The organism is Anabaenopsis arnoldii (genome assembly GCF_028331025.1).
In the GTDB taxonomy this organism is placed as follows: domain Bacteria; phylum Cyanobacteriota; class Cyanobacteriia; order Cyanobacteriales; family Nostocaceae; genus Anabaenopsis; species Anabaenopsis arnoldii.
The window spans coordinates 1-13997 of record NZ_JAQMUH010000074.1; the positions used below are offsets into that span (position 1 = coordinate 1).

The window sequence follows — 13997 nt, forward strand, 5'->3', positions numbered from 1 at the left end:
ATTTTTCAAGAAATCAGCGATGAGATTTTTATGAAATTCTTCGCTTTCCCCTTCGTTAATTTGTTGGATGAGGGTGGTTAGATGAGTTTTAAATAGTTCAATTTGGCTTCTGTAGGGTTTAACTTTGAGGAAGGCTTTATTTAATGCTTGTCTGGGGAGAATTTTATTCATCTGTGGTTGAGGTTACTATGAAGACTGATTGTAAAACTTGTATAGCTTGGGTGGGGTGCAGATCCTAGGTTTTACTCAGCCTCAAGCTAAACTAGTTTAATATTTAGGTTAATTATATACTGTAATTTAAATTATTAGTAGCAATATTACTTAGGGGAAGAAAAATCTTCCCCTGTGTTGAGTAGTAATTTACTGGGAGGGAACGCGACAGAATTTACGATCCTTATCATGTTCAGGATACAGCCAAGAATAGGCGAAATGGCTGACTCCTGGTAATTGGGGAGCAAATTGGCGCAGTGCTTCCATTTGTACTTCTAGGGATGGGCGATTACTCATTGAGCTTCCCCAAGTTCCAGCTAAAGCCGGAATCACCTTTGTTCCTGGTTGTGCAGCATCCAAAACTCGCTGCACTTGCTGGACAATGCAGCTAGCAGTACCACAGGTAGCATAGGACATAGGATGCCATTCTAAAGAGTTGGGAAACCTATCCCAAGGTTGCAAGCGGGAATCATAGCCTTGTCCTACGGTTTGATTACCATCCGGAAAAAATACCACCCCAGCAGGTATTCTTTGTTGCTGGGCTGGGTAAGCAGCTAAGGAGACAAAATCTAATATACCTTGCATGGCGTGAGCAACTGCTAGTTGCCATAGTTGCCATTGTAACAGTGGTTGTCTCTGGCTAGCTGAGGGGATTGATTCTGTTTCTACTGGTTGGGGAATGCGACCTTGCCACATAGGCTCAGTTTCATCAGGATGGAGTTGATCGACTTCGTTAATATCCCCGGCTGTGATTTGTCCCTTAGCCATAAAACGGCGAATTAACTCTAATCCTTTGTTATTCTGCGCCCGACGCAATAAAGCAGCTTGAGTCGCCGGACTAAATAGCCATAAATCAGAGAGTCTGGTAGCTACCGAATCAGGTCCTGCTTGTCGGGGATAGCGGACGTAATCAAATAACACCCCATCGGGTTGGCGGCGTACTACTTCCTGTACCATTTGGTAGAAGTCCTGTTTGGCCTGTAAGTTGTAAGGATCAACAAATACTTGAGAATTATTATCTGTGACTTCTAAACTGGTTTGACCTTTACCATTACGGGCGATCGCATCTTGTCTGTCTGGACGCAGGGCGTAAGTATAGCCGAAATTCTTGGTAAACATCCAAGCGTAAACTTTTAAACCACGTTGTCGCCCCATTTGAATGGCGGTAGCCATGAGATCGACATTTTCCGCCCCTGGGGTGCGAATTGCGGAAGGCCAAGCCGTGGGATTATTTGCCGCTGGTAATAATACCTGCCCGTCATAGAAGACTTCGAGATAAACTTGATTGTAGCCACGGTTAACAATGCGATCCATGACCTGCTCAATTGCTCCAGGCTGAATATCACAGGAATATAAACGTAACCACACCGCCTGTACCTGCGGCCAAGTGCGATCGCGACAATTTTGTAACTCCTGTGCATGTTGTTTCACTAATTGTTGGTAGCGGTTTTTGGCATCTTGATTGCCTTTGAGTGCTGCTAAACGTAAGTCTTCTTTGGCTTTTGCTGCTGCTGGTGATAATTGGCAATACTGTTTTAATTGCGCCTTTGCAGGTTGGTTACTTAGGGGAGAAATTAACAGAGTACCTGTAAAAATGGTCGCTAACAGACAGCGCCAAAATAAAATCGTTTTTCCGAAGGTGAAAGCAGAATTAGACATATGTGAAGGTACAAACACAAATGAGTCATGAAGCCTAATAGAAACAATTCTTAGAAAAAGGTATATAAAATGAGACCTTTTCAGAAAAATTTGGCAGTTTACCTATTTCAGACTGCCAAAGTCGTATTGATGTTGCCAAATTTTTAATAATTAATAATTTTGCACTGTAGCCCATTAATTGTAGGTGTAAGGGCAGTTAATTAATCACAGCTTATTTTATCAAATCTCAGTATATAGCATTTCCCATGCTCGTGAGGTACAATTTTTTTTAGTTTGAGGGAACAGGGAACACCGGAACAGGGAATTGGTGTGTACTTCATGAGCCTGAAAAAGGCTTTAAAAGAGTTACCCCTATCTGTGACGGCAAAAACTGATAATATTTGAAGATATTTTACCCACTGCTATTCTTGATACATAAGTCAAGAGTCAAAAACTGAGAACAAAAATTAGGACTCTGGACTTTTGACTCTTAACAATCCCACAGGTAATGCTTAAGCACCACGCTTGACTGCTGACTCCACCCGTTGTAACTCTTCCTCTAAGCGATTTTTGAGCTTCTGGGGTACGGGGCGATTGGGATAAGAACTATAATGTCCAGCTAGGGAATTAAGAGCTGTTCGCATAGTTGTAAAGGAACTCAGACCAGAAACAGACTTAACCCTTTGATAGCGAGCCGAAAAATCGTTGATTTTTTGGCGCGCTTCAGCTTCAATAGCTGCTTTGTTGGGGGAATCCTCTGTTACTTCCAGGGCTTGTTTCATAATATTGACTACCGCCAAGGTATCTTGAGGATAATCCCCAGTTAAACTGTCTGGACTGCTAGAACAGCCCATGAGACCGATGGTGACAACTAAAACCAAGGCTAGTAGACGCGACCAATAGCGCTTCATATCTTTGTTAATTCAATAATACATAAATCAACATCTATCCTATCCTGGATTGGTATCCAGGGGATCATTCACAGGGATAAGCAATGACTAATAACTTTTTTATACATGGTATCTCGTTGTTGGTGGGGTCTCCCTAGGGATGCGATCGCACTTTGGAGGGTTTCCACTGCCATACAAGTACCACCCAAGGCTCCAGCCATTGTGGTAATATGTTCTTCCATTAATGTCCCACCAATATCGTTACAACCCCACTGTAAAGCTGCTGTAGCCCCACTCAGCCCTAGTTTTACCCAACTTGGTTGATGGTTGGGTATGTAATTTCCCAAATAAATCCGCGCCACTGCTGTGAGTAATAAAGCATCATTGAGAACGGGTTGATCCCGTCCTACACGACGGCGTAAAGATTTGGGTGCTTCTTGTCCGACAAATGGTAAAATAATAAACTCAGTTATTTTACCTGAGTAACCTTGCTCAAGGGCTGTTTTTTGCAGCGATCGCAATTTTTCTAAATGTGTAATTTGTTGTTCTGGGGTTTCAATATGCCCAGATAATATGGTGCTAGTGGTGGGTAAACCTAACTTGTGCGCCGTACCCACAATTTCCAGCCAAGTTGCTGTATCAATCTTTTCGGGACACAATACCCGCCTCACTTGATCATCTAACACTTCCGCAGCTGTTCCTGGCATAGACCCTACACCAGCATCTCTGAGAGCACCAATCACATCAGCATATTCAATCCCATCAATTCTAGCGATAAATTGCACCTCTTGGGGAGAGAAAGCGTGTAAATGTATCTGGGGAAATTCCTCCTTAATGGTCTCTACTAACTTCAGGTAATAAGCCAAAGAATAACCGTTAATTTGCGCTTGTGGGTTTAATCCCCCCTGCATACAGATTTCCGTTGCGCCTCTTTCCACCGCATCTGTGGCTTTTGCCAAAATTTGCCCCCAGTCTAACCAGTAAGCACCAGCATCACCATCATCCCGACGGAAAGCACAAAAACTACAGTGTTGCTCACAGATGTTAGTAAAGTTAATATTACGATTAATTACATAGGTAACTATGTCCCCGGCTTGGATGTATCGTAATTGATCAGCGGTGTTACGAATAGCAGCGATCGCTTCTGGGTCAGTTTGTTTTAATAAAAAAACCCCATCGGCGGGAGATAAATCATCACCCAAGAGAGCGCCATCTAGAATAGCATCAATAGTTTTATCTTTCACAGCTTACAAAAACAAACTGCCACACTTTAGTTTCATCGTAGCAATTATTTGGCTAGTTTTATCCGCCAAAGAGCGAAATTCAAAGGCTGAAGTTGATAATTCCTCTCGATGGTATTTTTTAACTCCACAGAAGGCGCAAATAATAAGATGTCAAATCCATCAGGAACTTTAAAAATATCCTTATTTAATACAGACGGAGGTAACTCCCTACAGGTATAACAGTTAGGTTGAAGTTGTAACTGAACTTCTGGCTTCAGCAGATGACTTAAAGCCAATATTCTGCCCATACTACCATCACTGATTAACAGTGGACGTTCAACCTGATTAATTAATTTAGCATCCTGAAAATTTAGATCACTATGGCTTTTAGTCCACCAGTGATGAGATTGGGATATCAAGACACCAGAAAAGATAGAGCCAGAAAACAGAAAGCACATAATAATTTTCCCAAATTTCTGTTGAGGTGAAATTGAGGTAATTTTACTTGCTAGTAGGTAAGCTATAGATATTTGTATACTCAAATAACCCGGAGTAAGATACCGGGGAATAATTGACCTTGTACCGCCATATATCACATCTTTTAACATAATTGGCAGGCAAGTCACTAAAATTAAGCTTAAAATAAATAACCAGGTTTTTTGAGATGAGTAACGACACAGATAATATATAGAATAGCCTGCTAAGAATACTATCACCGCTACTAAACTTATCTGGATGAGATGTGTCAGTTGATTTTCCACCCCAAAATTGATCACAGCCCTTTCGTGATTACTATCTATGAACATACGGCTGAGATTAAAAGCCCAGGTTTTCATCATCGATAAAGTAGGCATATTACCTTGGCCACCAACTATACTGGTGAGGTGCTTTAAATTGGCAACAATTACCAATAGCCAAGGCAAAAAAGCCAGAAAACCAGCCAGAGAAGCCAATAAATAGGCAATTACTTTTTTAGTTAATCTCAAACCTTCTATAGTAATTAAATAAACTCCATGTGCTGCTGCAATAGTTACAGACGCAGGAAAAGTGTACAGACTCATAGCTAAAGTGACAGCATAGATTCCCCAGTCTATTTTTTTATTTGTGCGCAATGCTTGCAGCAAGGCAGCACTAGATAGTAAAATTGTTACTATCCATAAACTATATTCTCTTGCTTCTTGAGCATATAGTATTTGAAATGGTGATATTCCTAAAAGTGCTACAGCCATCCATGCTGTCCACGCACTACCGAATAGCTCCATACATAACCAGTAGACACTAGGTAAAGCCAGTAAGCTAATAACAGCAGCTAAAGCTCTAGTAGATACCATAGAGTTACCGAATAACTGCATCGACCACCTAGCCATTACATAATATAGGGGCGGGTGTTGAGCTTCTTCTAAAGCTAGGGAGGTAATAGTATCATTGAGGTTTTTGTCAGGGTTGGTAGTTTGATATTGTGCTAAATATCTGACAGGAATTCTCTCAACTTCAGATACATTTTTAACTACTTCATACTCTGTGTAGCCAGAAACCCGTAATCCAGTAAAAGCTTCATCATCCCAGTATGGTTTCTGGTCAAGATTAATAAATCTAAAGGTAACACTTAATGCCAATATTATGACAAATAAAATTTTCCAGTAGCTTAAATAGTCTTGTCCGGAAATAAAGAATATTTTTTTCATGTGATAATCATCTGCGTTTTGAAGAAACAACAAACTTGTAAACATTTGCTCGTTTAACCGCTATTAATTATTAATACAAATAATTTGTTATGGCAATATGTGAAATAAATTTATCCGGTATTTTAATTCTGCTGAGATTTTCTAAAAATTTATGAAGATACCTGGGTTTTATCAATATATATCAACATGGAATCATCAGAAACACTGTTAACAGTTCCCACAGGGACTCTACAGATTAACGATTTACCTGGTACCAGTAAGGTCTATCTTTCTTTGGTAATTCCAACTTATCAAGAAAAGGATAATATCCAGAAAGTTATCCAGATATTAACTCAGACACTGGATGAATCTATACCAGGTAACTATGAGTTGATTGTTGTAGATGATGACAGTCCCGACTTGACTTGGAAAGTAGCACAATCTCTAATAGAGGAATATCCACAGCTGCGGGTGATGCGACGACAGCAAGAGCGGGGACTTTCTTCAGCAGTAATTCGTGGCTGGCAAGTTGCAAAGGGTGATATCTTAGGGGTAATTGATGGAGATTTGCAACATCCGCCGGAAGTATTGACGCAATTGCTCACTAAAATTGCACAGGGAGCAGATTTAGCAGTAGCTAGTCGTCATGTAGATGGCGGTGGGGTGAGTAGTTGGAGTGTGGTTAGGCGTTTCTTATCTCGTGGCGCTCAAGTCTTAGGTTTGATTCTATTACCAGGGGTACTCAGTAGAGTTTCTGACCCCATGAGCGGTTATTTTATGGTACGCCGCCATAGTATCCTAGGTGTAACACTTCATCCTGTGGGTTACAAAATTCTTCTAGAAGTAATTGCTAGGGGTAATATTCAGAATATTAGTGAGGTGGGTTATGTATTCTGTGAACGTAAAGAAGGTGAAAGTAAAGTTACTTGGAAACAATATTTAGAATACCTACACCACTTAATTCGGTTGCGCTTATCTACGGGTCTTTTGGGGGGTTTGAGTCAGGGTTTAGACTTCCCCATTGGTCGGTTCCTCCGCTTTGGCGTAGTGGGACTCAGTGGGGTGTTTGTGGATATGGCTATACTGTATTTACTCAGTGACCCGACTACTTTGGCTTTACCCCTCACCCGGAGTAAAATTATTGCTGGAGAAATCGCCATTTTCAATAATTTCTTGTGGAATGATGCTTGGACATTTGCTGATGTCAGTGAGAACCAGCAGCAGTGGAGTCAACGCATCAAGCGCTTTTTGAAATTTAATGTTATTTGCTTGGCTGGGTTAGTGTTGAATATCTTGGTGTTGAACTTGGTGTTTAATTTCTTGATTCCTAACCGTTATATTGCTAACCTGATAGCGATCGCAGTTGCTACTATTTGGAATTTCTGGGTAAACTTGAAACTCAGTTGGCGCGTCACCGACGTGAAATAGCTAGTAACCTCATGGCTTTAACTGTTGACTCCTTGGCGATCGCTATAATTCATTATGCCCAATCATGTTAAATAATTTACTTTGTACAAGGATTGTTTGTGGAACTTAATACAAGTGGAAATATTTTGAGAATTATCTTGTGCAATCAAATTATTTTCTGCTATAGTTGCTTATGTCTGTTGTATATGCTAGTATACAAAAACAGAGTAAATATATTGTAATATTTTCTAGTTGCGCGGGCGTAGTTTAGTGGTAAAACTATAGCCTTCCAAGCTATTAATGCGGGTTCGATTCCCGCCGCCCGCTTAAATCACAGACCCCATAAAACTAGTTTTATGGGGTTTTTTATAGCCTTTTTCAGGCTCATGAAGTACACACCAATTCCCTATTCCCTGTTCCCTATTCCCTGTTCCCTATTCCCTGTTCCCTATTCCCTGTTCCCTGTTCCCTGTTCCCTGTTCCCTCAAACTAAAAAAAATTGTACCTCACGAGCATGGGAAATGCTATATATCTGACTGTTGACCAGGTATTTAGCTGGCTAACGCTCTAGTTTAAACAATTAGTCAATGGCTTTGTCCTGAAAAAACATAACCCCTCTCCGCTAGGGGAAAGGGGATAAAGTGAGTTGGTCGGAAATTCTCACTGCTGAAACTCAGCACTAGTTAATAAGCATCTTGCAACTCGTAGAAATCAGGTGAGATGTAATCCTTACGTAAAGGCCAACCCACCCAATCTTCCGGCATTAAAAGCCGCTTAAGATTGGGGTGACCTTCGTAGACAATACCGAACATATCGTAAGTTTCGCGCTCTTGCCAGTCTGCGGTTTTCCAGATCCAGTAAACAGAAGGAACCCTGGGATTTTCACGGGGTAAGAACACCTTGACTCGGATTTCTTCAGGTTGCACAGCATGATCACCGACTTTAATCAAGTGATATACACTGACCAGATCTTGTCCTGGTCCGAGGTCAATACCAGATTGAAACTGGAGGTAATTAAACCCGTAAGCATAAAGGGCTGTAGAAATAGGGAGCAGGAAATCTGACTCCACCTTAATTATTTCTACCCCCTTCTTGTCAGGTTCCAACCACTCATGCTCAAAACCATTTTCCGTTAACCATTGGGAAATGGGACCTGCCTTAACCAGAGACTCTTCTGCTGCTGGTACGGGTTTAGAATCTTCTTCAGCCACGGTTTTGCTCCTTTTGTTGCGTCTTTGCTGTCAGTAGTGCGGGTGGAACTGGTAGACCGATAGCTTCTGTCAATTCCTTGGGTGGTGTGTAGCGAGTTTCTGACTGCAAATATTTACCGGTTAAAATTTGCTCAGTGGGCTTGAGATTATGAGTTGTGCTGTAGAAACGGTGGGTTTGCTTAATTTGACCCCGTTCCTGCATGGAATCATTCGCTATTTTTTTGCGCAATTTAATAATTGCGTCAATAATCGCTTCTGGACGGGGAGGACAACCCGGTAAGTAAACATCTACAGGAATCAGTTTGTCAACTCCGCGGACAGCTGTAGGAGAATCGATACTGAACATCCCGCCGGTAATTGTACACGCGCCCATAGCAATTACATACTTGGGATCAGGCATTTGTTCATAAAGACGCACTAATTGGGGTGCCATCTTCATGGTAATTGTCCCAGCAGTAATGATTAAATCGGCTTGACGGGGGCTAGAACGGGGAATGAGACCAAAACGGTCAAAGTCAAACCGAGAGCCGATTAAAGCTGCAAATTCGATGAAGCAGCAAGCTGTACCAAACAGCAAGGGCCACAGACTCGAAAGCCTAGCCCAGTTGTAAAGGTCATCAACTGTAGTGAGAATGACATTTTCTGACAAATCCTGAGTGATGGTGGGGCGTTCAATCGGGTTGAGGATTTGCTCTTTGTTTGGGCTAGTTAAATTTGAATTCAAGACCATTCCAACGCTCCTTTACGCCATGCGTAGACTAGGGCAATTACAAGAATTGCAATAAAAATTAAGGCTTCGATGAATGCCAACAGCCCCAGACGGTGGAAAGCAACCGCCCAAGGATATAAGAATACAGTCTCCACATCAAAGACGACGAAGACGAGGGCAAACATGTAGTAGCGAATATTGAACTGAATCCAGGCTCCCCCAATGGGTTCCATACCAGATTCGTACGTGGTGCGCCGTTCCAGGCTGTTACCACTGGGGCGCAGGAGCTTGGAGGCTGAAAGTGCAAGGGCGGGAACTAGGCTACAGATGATGAAGAAGCCTAGAAGGTACTCGTAACCGCTGAGGACAAACACAATGAATATCTACCGCTTATGGTGTAAATAAGGCTGTTAATTTCTTTTACATTATATCTGTTTGGCTTTTCTGAACTCTGGGCAACAGAGTCATTTGAGGTATTTGTCGTTTTGACAGATGATGGAAAAGCTTCACAGTTATGTCATAATTTTTAACGGATATTTAATATTTCTCCTCTGTGAGGTTTTAGCCATGAGCGAACAAAATAGCGAACAAGCTGTTGAAACTCCGGCATTAGACCGTTTTGAATGCCGTGCCTGTGGTTATGTTTACGAACCTGAAAAGGGAGACGATAGCCATAATATTGAACCGGGAACCGCCTTTGCTGAATTGCCGATTACGTGGCGTTGTCCAGTATGTACGGCTAAAAGGACAGCTTTCGCCAATATTGGCCCGGCTGGTACTGCATCTGGGTTTAAAGAAAATTTCGGCTATGGTTTGGGTGTTAATACCCTCACGCCAACGCAAAAAAATCTCCTGATTTTCGGAGCTCTGGCTCTAGGTTTCTTGTTTTTTATCAGTCTCTACGGCTTACAATAAGACCCGTTATCTTTTTTAGCACGTTTAGAGGGCTGCCATTGCCATTAAGGTGAAAATTTAGAAAAAAATGAGTATTATGAAAAACTGGCAAAAAATATTTGCCTTGTTGATGGTGGTTTTCTTGTGTATAGGTTGTAGCAATGTCCCCTCTACCAGCTATAACCCTTGGGCGGTTATTTCTGTGCCAACAGAGTCTAAGCTGCTAGATATTGCCTTTACTGATAACCCTCAGCATGGTTTTCTCGTAGGTAGCAATGCTACTATTCTGGAAACACATGATGGTGGTGATACTTGGGAACCCCTAAGATTGTCACTAGATGATGCTAGGACTCGCTTTGACTCAGTCAGTTTTGCTGGACAAGAAGGCTGGATTTTGGGTGAACCTTCACTACTGTTGCATACCACTGATGAAGGTGGTTCTTGGTCGAGTATTACTCTGAGTTCAAAATTACCCGGTAGTCCCATTGCTATCTATGCTCTGGGAGAGAATACGGCGGAAATGGCTACGGATTTGGGCGCTATATACAAAACTGAGGACGGGGGTAAAAACTGGAAGGCTCAGGTAGAAGGTGCTGTTGGCGTGGTGCGTAATATGCAGCGTTCATCTGACGGTAAGTATGTTGCTGTTTCTGCTAAGGGTAGTTTCTACTCAACTTGGGAGCCGGGACAAACTACTTGGACACCCCATAACCGCAATAACTCTCGACGGTTAGAAAATATGGGTTTTGCTGAGAATGGACAGTTGTGGTTGCTAGCGCGGGGTGGTCAGGTACAGTTTAGCGACCCGGAAAATCCTGAAAGTTGGCAAGACCCACAAAATCCTGAGTTGGCTACCAGCTGGGGTTTACTCGATTTGGCTTATCGCACTGCTAATGATATTTGGATCGGCGGTGGTAGTGGTAATTTACTCCACAGTGCTGATGGTGGTCAAACCTGGGAAAAAGACCGGGATGTGGAAGGGGTCGCTGCTAATTTGTATAAGATTGTTTTCTTCGGTCCTGAGCAAGGTTTTGTCATAGGCGATCGCGGCATTTTGCTCAAATACCAACCCAATATCAGTGAAAGTTTTTCACAAGCGGCCGCTTAGTGGCATCATGGGCTTAAGTATGTCTTGATTTGTGAGAAGGTCGTTGCAAGTTGTAACTCTTTCTAAACTTTGTAGGATAATAGACAATAACAATCTTTGTAAAGGTAAGGATCTAAATGTCAGGTACCACTGGAGAACGTCCGTTTTCGGACATTATTACCAGCATTCGTTACTGGGTGATTCACAGTATCACTATTCCAGCATTGTTTATTGCCGGATGGCTATTTGTCAGCACTGGACTGGCTTATGATGCTTTCGGTACACCCCGTCCTAACGAATACTACACACAAACACGGCAAGAATTGCCTATTGTCAAGGATCGTTTTGGCGCTAAACAGCAAGTTGAACAGTTTATTGGAAAGTAGTTTCGGATCATGACTAGCGGAAATAACATCAATCAACCAGTTTCTTATCCCATTTTTACGGTCAGATGGCTAGCAGTACACACTTTAGGTGTACCCAGTGTGTTCTTCTTGGGCGCGATCGCCGCTATGCAGTTTATTCAACGCTAGGAGCTAATCATGGAAAGAACGCCCAATCCTAATAATCAACCGGTAGAGTTAAACCGGACTTCACTATACCTGGGACTACTTCTTGTTTTTGTTCTAGGAATTCTGTTCTCCAGTTACTTCTTTAACTAACTGAAACAGTTGTTGTAAATTTTTGTTTATTCAATCAATGTTGATTTCTTGTTAAGGGAGGAGAAAAGCTGTGTCTGCTGGAAGTGGAAGAATTCCCCTGTGGATTGTCGCTACAATCGCGGGTTTAGGTGTAATTACAGTTTTAGGCATTTTCTTTTATGGAGCCTACGCTGGAGTCGGTTCTTCATTGTAAAAAAAGCTTGAGCCGGAAAAAAATTACTCAGTATTTCCTGGCAATTGTTTAATAATTAATGTTTAACAAGCCGGTTGTTTTTGGTCTTTTTCAGCAAAAACAACCGGTTTTGTTATGTAAGATTCCCACGCCTTGAAGACGTGGAAAATTCACCCAACTAATTAGCCGATATCTTCGCGTTCAATGTATAACATCAAAAACGCCATTGTCACTGCTGGAAAAACTAACCCAGTCAGGGGAACCAAGATAGAGGGCAAAAATGAAGCTGCCATAGTTAACTTTCCTCTTGAATAATTAGACAATCCTCGAAAACGAGCTTACTGTAAATTTCACCTGATTTTTTAAATTCTCAAAATTTTTAACACAATTCTTGGTAACTGGTTGACTGTTTTGATATTCTCTATCTTCTCAGGACTGGGTGTATTTAGGGTTTCTCCAGTATTTCCTGAGACTGGTATCTGGTCGATATAGCTTTGAGATCCTAAGTGTAATTGTGAGTTAAATTCCCCCCTTTGAGGATCCGCTATTTTTGGCAGAGCTAAAACCCCAGGGCTTAATTGAGGGATGGGATATCCTTGGCTTTCTATCCACTTTCTAATCAGAGGAGATGAATAGTGACTCGGGTGTGCATTTCCCGTCCAATCTTGTGGGATTACTATTTGCAACTCTTCACGAGCACGGAGTAATTCCGGTGTCTTTTGATTTTCAGATACAGTTCTATCCATCTGCTGGAAGTCCTCAGCAGCTACATCTGTTTTATCTGGTAAAACTTCCAGGCGTTTTAAGTAGGGAAAAGTGCTGTTGAGAAGCACACCATGATCTTTTATCCCCAGTTGCTTGCAGTTGATGGGGTCTCTAGTCTTGTTTTGCTGCGCAAGCTCCTCATCTATAGGGTGATTCAATAAATTTTGCTGGGGAAATGTAGCTAGCACTTCTGTAATATCTGCCGTAATTTTAAAAGACTGATTAGCTAATAGTACGACCTCGCCCAATTTTGTGAGTGCGCCATACAAATGGATGTCTGCCAAAATCAGCTGGGATTGACAATCCACGGGAATACAAATTGCAGAGCTAATTTTAATTGGTAAAGTGCTGTCTGGTAAAGGCTGCCAAACCTGGGTGAAAATATCTGAGCCTGTAGGCGATCGCAGCTCAATTAGTAATTCCAAAGCATAAAGACGTTCTGGAGCTTTTTCACCTTCCCAATTTATCTGGTCTTGTAGCTCCACTCGCCCCCGAATCACTGCTGTTTCTCCCCAAGGAGCAATGTATGTTTCTCGATCTAAGCTCAACGATAGCGGTAGCGATGGTTTTATAGATAAAGTATCCTCAACCCTATGATCATCTGACACAGTTTCAGTGCTGTTTAAACCTACAGCCATGAAATTTTCTACCCTCTGTTGGGCTGTTTCACCTTGCAATAAGGCTGGACTAACAGGCTGACTTATAACTGCGTTGTCCATTGCTATTGGAATTCCTAAATCACTTAGGCTGATAATACTGGTTGTAGTAGGGTGAAATGGTGGTAAATTTGATCCCCGATTTTCGTCCGTGGGGGATGGACTCCATACCCCAGTAGATTGTTGAAACAATACTTCTATATATATGGAGTATTGCCAGGATTTACCGAGCAAATCTGACATCAAATCCGCCGAGCATTGGAATTGCCAAGTTCCTGGTTTGAGGTAGGTAAAAGGAATTACCGAGATTAAACCTTGTGCATCAGTCCGCCGCGATTGCTTGTGAATTAACCGCTTTGAGGGTATCTGTTGAGTTGATGAGTGTGTTACCCGTATTTCTACCTCGGTATTACCCAGGTGAGAACGAGCCAAAACTCTGTAGATACCTTCCGAAATTTCTAAGTTTGGGAATTGGAGGTTATACCAAGAGCGATCGCCCTGTTTCTGTATGAGAAATTGCCAGTTTTCCATTATCAGTTATGACAAAACCGAAGAGCAGCCGAGTAAGATTGTGGATGATATTGCTTGCAAGTTTACCTCAGTAACTAGCAATTTCCTCACCTAATGTTAGCATTTGTCTACAAATACCCTAATATTGAGAATCTGCTTCACAAGAAAATCGCAAAAAAGGCACTTCCTCCACTTGGCTTTAGACAGTGGAGGAAGTGCCAACGGCGAATTGATTCGCCGTGATGATATAATCAAGGTGCGAGTAAGAATAACCATCTGCACGAAGAAGTATTTTGAGC

Annotated in this window: 17 protein-coding genes and 1 tRNA gene; 8 read left to right on the forward strand and 10 right to left on the reverse strand. The window is 41.9% G+C overall.

Features of this window, described 5'->3' with window-relative positions:
• The 5 genes from PN457_RS18455 to PN457_RS06100 all read right to left on the reverse strand — a co-directional run.
• A partial coding sequence (locus tag PN457_RS18455; protein WP_425332776.1) for a DUF7149 domain-containing protein occupies positions 1–171 on the reverse strand: 171 nt, incomplete at its 3' end.
• A gap of 189 nt (positions 172–360) precedes the next feature.
• Positions 361–1869: a family 10 glycosylhydrolase gene (locus tag PN457_RS06085; protein WP_271732027.1), complete on the reverse strand. Its 1509-nt coding sequence runs from the start codon at positions 1867–1869 to the stop codon at positions 361–363.
• A gap of 491 nt (positions 1870–2360) precedes the next feature.
• On the reverse strand, positions 2361–2759 hold the full coding sequence (psb27, locus tag PN457_RS06090; RefSeq protein ID WP_271732028.1) for a photosystem II protein Psb27: 399 nt from the start codon (positions 2757–2759) through the stop codon (positions 2361–2363).
• Positions 2760–2827: 68 nt separating this feature from the next.
• Positions 2828–3982 carry a 7,8-didemethyl-8-hydroxy-5-deazariboflavin synthase subunit CofH gene (gene cofH / locus PN457_RS06095; protein WP_271732029.1) on the reverse strand — a complete coding sequence of 385 codons (1155 nt, stop codon included), beginning with the start codon at positions 3980–3982 and terminating at the stop codon, positions 2828–2830.
• 44 nt (positions 3983–4026) lie between these two features.
• Entirely contained in the window at positions 4027–5646 is a 1620-nt protein-coding gene (locus tag PN457_RS06100; protein ID WP_271732030.1) for a glycosyltransferase family 39 protein, read from the reverse strand.
• Between the two features lie 186 nt (positions 5647–5832).
• Here PN457_RS06100 and PN457_RS06105 point away from each other — a divergent pair, with 186 nt between their 5' ends.
• Together PN457_RS06105 and PN457_RS06110 are read left to right on the forward strand one after the other, a co-directional pair.
• Positions 5833–7053, forward strand: coding sequence for a glycosyltransferase (locus PN457_RS06105; protein ID WP_271732031.1), 1221 nt, complete (start codon positions 5833–5835; stop codon positions 7051–7053).
• 235 nt (positions 7054–7288) lie between these two features.
• A tRNA-Gly gene (locus tag PN457_RS06110) sits at positions 7289–7359 on the forward strand.
• Positions 7360–7715: 356 nt separating this feature from the next.
• On the opposite strand, the gene PN457_RS06115 is transcribed toward PN457_RS06110, so the two are convergent.
• Genes PN457_RS06115 through ndhC form a run of 3 tightly spaced genes read right to left on the reverse strand, consistent with a single transcriptional unit; the run spans position 7716 to position 9326 of the window.
• Positions 7716–8243: an NAD(P)H-quinone oxidoreductase subunit J gene (locus PN457_RS06115; protein WP_271732032.1), complete on the reverse strand. Its 528-nt coding sequence runs from the start codon at positions 8241–8243 to the stop codon at positions 7716–7718.
• Entirely contained in the window at positions 8236–8973 is a 738-nt protein-coding gene (ndhK, locus tag PN457_RS06120; RefSeq protein WP_271732034.1) for a photosynthetic/respiratory NAD(P)H-quinone oxidoreductase subunit K, read from the reverse strand. The genes PN457_RS06115 and ndhK overlap by 8 nt, the downstream gene beginning before the upstream one ends.
• Complete coding sequence (ndhC, locus tag PN457_RS06125; RefSeq protein ID WP_271732035.1) at positions 8964–9326, reverse strand: photosynthetic/respiratory NAD(P)H-quinone oxidoreductase subunit C; 363 nt, start codon at positions 9324–9326, stop codon at positions 8964–8966. The genes ndhK and ndhC overlap by 10 nt, the downstream gene beginning before the upstream one ends.
• Positions 9327–9519: 193 nt before the next feature.
• Here ndhC and PN457_RS06130 point away from each other — a divergent pair, with 193 nt between their 5' ends.
• The 6 genes from PN457_RS06130 to PN457_RS06155 all read left to right on the forward strand — a co-directional run bounded on the left by PN457_RS06130 (position 9520) and on the right by PN457_RS06155 (position 11788).
• Entirely contained in the window at positions 9520–9867 is a 348-nt protein-coding gene (locus tag PN457_RS06130) for a rubredoxin (RefSeq protein ID WP_271732045.1), read from the forward strand.
• 67 nt (positions 9868–9934) lie between these two features.
• Positions 9935–10954 (forward strand): photosynthesis system II assembly factor Ycf48, encoded by a 1020-nt coding sequence (locus PN457_RS06135; RefSeq protein WP_271732037.1) that lies wholly within the window; start codon positions 9935–9937, stop codon positions 10952–10954.
• 116 nt (positions 10955–11070) lie between these two features.
• Positions 11071–11319 (forward strand): cytochrome b559 subunit alpha, encoded by a 249-nt coding sequence (psbE, locus tag PN457_RS06140; RefSeq protein WP_200989899.1) that lies wholly within the window; start codon positions 11071–11073, stop codon positions 11317–11319.
• Positions 11320–11328: 9 nt separating this feature from the next.
• The gene (psbF, locus tag PN457_RS06145; RefSeq protein WP_200989900.1) at positions 11329–11466 is read left to right on the forward strand and encodes a cytochrome b559 subunit beta; all 138 of its coding nucleotides are present in this window, start codon (positions 11329–11331) and stop codon (positions 11464–11466) included.
• Between the two features lie 9 nt (positions 11467–11475).
• The gene (locus tag PN457_RS06150; RefSeq protein ID WP_010997988.1) at positions 11476–11595 is read left to right on the forward strand and encodes a photosystem II reaction center protein L; all 120 of its coding nucleotides are present in this window, start codon (positions 11476–11478) and stop codon (positions 11593–11595) included.
• Between the two features lie 70 nt (positions 11596–11665).
• Positions 11666–11788, forward strand: coding sequence for a photosystem II reaction center protein J (locus PN457_RS06155; protein WP_200989901.1), 123 nt, complete (start codon positions 11666–11668; stop codon positions 11786–11788).
• A gap of 161 nt (positions 11789–11949) precedes the next feature.
• Here the strand turns inward: PN457_RS06155 and psaI are convergent, their stop codons facing one another.
• The gene (gene psaI, locus PN457_RS06160; protein ID WP_200989902.1) at positions 11950–12060 is read right to left on the reverse strand and encodes a photosystem I reaction center subunit VIII; all 111 of its coding nucleotides are present in this window, start codon (positions 12058–12060) and stop codon (positions 11950–11952) included.
• Between the two features lie 69 nt (positions 12061–12129).
• On the reverse strand, positions 12130–13719 hold the full coding sequence (locus PN457_RS06165; RefSeq protein ID WP_271732044.1) for a hypothetical protein: 1590 nt from the start codon (positions 13717–13719) through the stop codon (positions 12130–12132).
• Positions 13720–13997: the final 278 nt, after the last annotated feature.

Bases quoted from the DNA above. Each gene is read 5' to 3' on its own strand.
- PN457_RS06085 (WP_271732027.1), bottom strand. From the start codon at position 1,869: ATGTCTAATTCTGCTTTCACCTTCGGAAAAACGATTTTATTTTGGCGC.
- psb27 (WP_271732028.1), bottom strand. From the start codon at position 2,759: ATGAAGCGCTATTGGTCGCGTCTACTAGCCTTGGTTTTAGTTGTCACC.
- PN457_RS06100 (WP_271732030.1), bottom strand. From the start codon at position 5,646: ATGAAAAAAATATTCTTTATTTCCGGACAAGACTATTTAAGCTACTGG.
- PN457_RS06105 (WP_271732031.1), top strand. From the start codon at position 5,833: ATGGAATCATCAGAAACACTGTTAACAGTTCCCACAGGGACTCTACAG.
- ndhK (WP_271732034.1), bottom strand. From the start codon at position 8,973: ATGGTCTTGAATTCAAATTTAACTAGCCCAAACAAAGAGCAAATCCTC.
- PN457_RS06130 (WP_271732045.1), top strand. From the start codon at position 9,520: ATGAGCGAACAAAATAGCGAACAAGCTGTTGAAACTCCGGCATTAGAC.
- PN457_RS06135 (WP_271732037.1), top strand. From the start codon at position 9,935: ATGAGTATTATGAAAAACTGGCAAAAAATATTTGCCTTGTTGATGGTG.
- psbE (WP_200989899.1), top strand. From the start codon at position 11,071: ATGTCAGGTACCACTGGAGAACGTCCGTTTTCGGACATTATTACCAGC.
- psbF (WP_200989900.1), top strand. From the start codon at position 11,329: ATGACTAGCGGAAATAACATCAATCAACCAGTTTCTTATCCCATTTTT.
- PN457_RS06150 (WP_010997988.1), top strand. From the start codon at position 11,476: ATGGAAAGAACGCCCAATCCTAATAATCAACCGGTAGAGTTAAACCGG.
- psaI (WP_200989902.1), bottom strand. From the start codon at position 12,060: ATGGCAGCTTCATTTTTGCCCTCTATCTTGGTTCCCCTGACTGGGTTA.
- PN457_RS06165 (WP_271732044.1), bottom strand. From the start codon at position 13,719: ATGGAAAACTGGCAATTTCTCATACAGAAACAGGGCGATCGCTCTTGG.